At 72.1% G+C, this 3,918-nt stretch carries 5 protein-coding genes; 4 read left to right on the forward strand and 1 reads right to left on the reverse strand.

Annotated features, from left to right (window positions below; translation table 11 throughout):
* A partial coding sequence (locus D1825_RS00915; RefSeq protein ID WP_118765646.1) for a lactate/malate family dehydrogenase occupies positions 1–826 on the forward strand: 826 nt, incomplete at its 5' end.
* 61 nt (positions 827–887) lie between these two features.
* Here the strand turns inward: D1825_RS00915 and lexA are convergent.
* Entirely contained in the window at positions 888–1,628 is a 741-nt protein-coding gene (gene lexA, locus D1825_RS00920) for a transcriptional repressor LexA (RefSeq protein ID WP_199721443.1), read from the reverse strand.
* A 342-nt stretch (positions 1,629–1,970) separates the two neighbouring features.
* Here lexA and D1825_RS00925 point away from each other — a divergent pair, with 342 nt between their 5' ends.
* The 3 genes from D1825_RS00925 to D1825_RS00935 all read left to right on the forward strand — a co-directional run.
* A complete protein-coding gene (locus tag D1825_RS00925) occupies positions 1,971–2,357 on the forward strand; it encodes a LysM peptidoglycan-binding domain-containing protein (protein WP_118765648.1) in 387 nt (128 codons plus the stop codon).
* Between the two features lie 402 nt (positions 2,358–2,759).
* Positions 2,760–3,251, forward strand: a complete 492-nt coding sequence (nrdR, locus tag D1825_RS00930; protein ID WP_118765649.1) for a transcriptional regulator NrdR — start codon at positions 2,760–2,762, stop codon at positions 3,249–3,251.
* 69 nt (positions 3,252–3,320) lie between these two features.
* A partial coding sequence (locus D1825_RS00935; RefSeq protein WP_199721444.1) for a TolB family protein occupies positions 3,321–3,918 on the forward strand: 598 nt, incomplete at its 3' end.

The following is a 3,918-nucleotide window of genomic DNA, read 5'->3' on the forward strand; positions in this document are numbered from 1 at the left end:
CGAGGCCGAGGCGCTCGACCTGGGTCACGGCATCCAGTTCATGCCGATGGCGGAGGTCGTCGGGTCCGACGACATCGCGGTGTGCGCCGACGCGGACATCGTCATGTTCACCGCGGGCGCCAAGCAGAAGCCCGGGCAGACACGCATCGACCTGGCCGAGGCGACCATCTCGCTGGTCCGCAAGGTGCTCCCGGCCGTCACCGAGGTCGCGCCCAACGCGGTCTACGTCATGGTCACCAACCCGGTCGACGTCGTGACCTACGCGTCGCTCAAGATCTCCGGTCTGCCGCCCACGCAGCTGTTCGGCTCGGGCACGGTCCTCGACTCCTCGCGGCTGCGCTACCTGATCGCCCAGCACGCGCGCGTCGCGGTGCAGAACGTGCACGCGTACATCGCAGGCGAGCACGGCGACAGCGAGCTGCCCCTGTGGAGCTCGGCCAGCATCGGCGCCGTCCCGCTGCTCGAGTGGCAGGGCTCGAACGGCTCGTCGCCGATGACCGCCTCGGTCCGCGAGGACATCGCCCGCGAGGTCGTCGAGTCCGCCTACCGGATCATCGAGGGCAAGGGCGCGACCAACTACGCGGTCGCGCTGGCCGGCTCGCGGATCATCGAGGCGGTCCTCAAGGACGAGCAGCGGATCCTGCCGATCTCCTCGCTGCTCGACGACTACTACGGCATCAGCGACGTGTGCCTGTCGGTGCCCACGATCGTCGGCTCGGCCGGCGTGGGTGACCGCCTCGCGGTGCCGATGTCCGTCGACGAGCTGGCCGGCCTGCGCGCCTCGGGTGACGCGGTGCGCGCTGTGGCGCGGCAGTTCGGCTTCTAGTTCAGGCGCGACAGCGGGCCCCGACGTCGCGTAGCGTCGGGGCCCCCTTTCGACGTCAGGCTCAGAGGCTGCGGAGCACGCTGACGACGCGGCCGAGGACGATCGCGTCGTCGCCGTCGATCGGTGCGTAGGCCGCGTTGGCCGGGAGCAGCCAGACGTGGCCGTCGGCGCGCTTGAGCGTCTTGACGGTCGCCTCGCCCTCGATCATCGCGGCGACGATCTCGCCGTTCTCCGCGACCGGCTGGCGCCGCACGACGACCCAGTCGCCGTCGCAGATCGCCGCTTCGATCATCGAGTCGCCGCTGACCTTGAGAAGGAACAGCTCGCCGTCGCCGACGAGCTGGCGGGGGAGCGGGAAGACGTCCTCGACGACCTGGTCGGCGAGGATCGGGCCGCCGGCGGCGATCCGGCCGACGACCGGGACGTAGCTGGGAGCGGGGGCGCCGTCGCGCTCGGGCGCCTCGTTGTCGACGAAGGACGCGGCACCGCCGGCGCCCCACGCGCTCACACCGCGCGAGTCGTCCGGGTGGACGACCTCGATGGCACGGGGGCGGTTGGGGTCGCGGCGCAGGTAGCCCTTGCGCTCGAGCGCGGTGAGCTGGTGCTTGACGCTCGACGGGCTGTTGAGCCCGACCGCCTCGCCGATCTCCCGCATGCTCGGCGGGTACCCGCGCGACTCGACCGACGACCGGATCGTGTCGAGCACGAGGCGCTGCCGGGCCGTGAGCCCGTCAGGGCCCGCGGGGGCGTCGGGCAGTGCGTGCACCGTCGCCAGGTCCTGGGTGGACGTCTCGTCGCTCACGTGCGGCCTCTCCTTCGCGGCTCCGCCCGGGGCGGTGCTCGTTGCGGTGCTGATCGGTCGTTCGGTGGTCCTGCTCGGTGGTCCTGCTCCCGTGGTCCGAGGCCCTGCGCAGCCGTGCGCGGGAGGCCTCGAGCGGGTCGTGTCAGTGGTCGATGGTGCGCTGTACCTACGCAGCCAGCCTAGGCAACCACGTCGAGGATTTCAAACATCTGTTCGACAAAGACTCGACACGTGTCGGCCGCTGCTGGTAGACATCGTACAGACGTTCTACGTACAGACGTTCGAGCAACACCCGAACCGCCCGATCTTCCGGGCGCCGGGCTCGCGAAAGGTGGAGTCGACATGAGTGCGATCGCGATGGGCCCCCAGGCCCGGACGGCACCGGCCTTCTCGGTGCGCACGCAGCGCGTGCAGGAGCCGAGCGGGGCCGCAGGGCTGCACGGGCTGACGCTCACGCGTCGGGGCCGCGCTCTCATGGTCGTCGTCGCGGCGGTCGTCGGGTCGCTCGTCGTGCTCTTCGGCGGCCGCGCGCTGGCCGACGCGCCCGGGTCGTCGCAGCAGGTCGTCGAGCACCAGGTCGTCAGCGGCGAGACCCTGTGGGGGATCGCGGCGGACGCGGTGACTCCGGGGGAGTCGGTCGGTGACGCCGTGACCGAGCTCGTGCGCCTGAACAACCTGCCGAGCAGTGAGGTCATGGCCGGCCAGACGATCCTCGTCCCGGAGCGCTGACCATCGAGCACGGGCCCGCCGCCCGCGCCCTCCGGTAGTGCGCGTGCCGTGCTGTGACGCGGGTCACGGTTGCAGACGTGAGGACGCTGGGCTAGGTTAGCCTTACCTCATTCGGAGAGCTGGGGGGCTCACGAGAGGCGCGGGAGCCAGGGGGTTGCGATCTCCCGCTCACCCGCAGCACCACGCGGAGGCCGAGGCGAGTCGGCGCCGCACAGGGACGGGGGCGTCCCGACTCGGGGCGGTCGCCGACGGCGACCGCCCCGAGTGCTGTGCGGGACCGGGCTGCCTTGCGGTGTCGTCCGGCGTTGGCCTAGCGTCACGGGGGCGCCCACGGCGGCGCGTCGGCCATCGTCGGTCGCGTGCACGCCATCCGGTCGCGCTCCACCCGAAGGGGATGTTCCGTTGCACTGCCCGTTCTGCCGCCACCCGGACTCGCGCGTCGTCGACTCGCGCACCTCGGACGACGGCGCGTCGATCCGTCGCCGCCGTCAGTGCCCCAACTGCAACCGCCGGTTCACCACGGTCGAGACCACGAGCCTCTCGGTCGTCAAGCGCTCCGGCGCGACCGAGCCGTTCAGCCGCGACAAGATCGTCGGCGGCGTGCGCAAGGCTTGCCAGGGCCGGCCCGTGAGCGAGGACGACCTCGCGATCCTCGCGCAGAAGGTCGAGGAGACGCTGCGCTCGTCGGGCTCGGCGGAGATCGACGCCTACGAGATCGGGCTGGCGATCCTCGGACCGCTGCGCGACCTCGACGAGGTCGCCTACCTGCGGTTCGCGAGCGTCTACCAGGCGTTCGAGTCGCTCGAGGACTTCGAGGCGGCCATCACGGTGCTGCGCGCCGGGCACACGGACCACGACGAGGACGACACCGCCGAGGAGCCCCCGGCCTCCTGATCGTCCGCTCGACCCGACCGCGCGTCGTCTCGGGCGCGGGATGTCGGAGCGCTGACGTACGGTCGTCCGGTGCTTCCTGACGACATCACGCATCTCCATGTCCCCGGCACCCCCGCGGTGCTCCCCGACGGCTCGGCCGCGATCGTCTCGGTCCTGCGACCGGATCTCGAGTCCGACGAGTACATCGGCGGGCTGTGGCTCGTCCCGCTCGACGGCTCGGTGCGGCGACGGCTGACGCGCGGCTTCCGCGACACCGCCCCCGCGGTGTCGCCGGACGGTCGCTGGGTCGCGTTCGCCCGCGCGGAGAAGGGCGGCAAGCCGCAGCTCCACCTGGTCGAGGCGTCCGGTGGCGAGCCGCGCAGGCTCACCGACGCGCCGCTGGGAGTTTCGTCGCCGCAGTTCTCGCCCGACGGCACGCGGTTGGCGTACCTCGCGCGCGTGCCCGAGGAAGGGCGCTACGAGGCGGACGGCAGCCCGGGCGCCGAGGCGCCGCGCCACATCACGGAGTTCCAGTACCGGTCCGACGGCCTGGGGTTCACCCGCGACCGCCCGCAGCACCTGTTCGTGCTCGGGGTGCCGGTCGACGAGACGGAGGCGGAGACGGCCGAGGCGCTCGCGGTCACGGCGGGCGACGTCGGTGTGCGCTCGTTCAGCTGGCTCGACGACG

Source organism: Cellulomonas rhizosphaerae (assembly GCF_003470205.1).
Lineage (GTDB): Bacteria > Actinomycetota > Actinomycetes > Actinomycetales > Cellulomonadaceae > Cellulomonas > Cellulomonas rhizosphaerae.

Bases quoted from the DNA above. Each gene is read 5' to 3' on its own strand.
- D1825_RS00925 (WP_118765648.1), top strand. From the start codon at position 1,971: ATGAGTGCGATCGCGATGGGCCCCCAGGCCCGGACGGCACCGGCCTTC.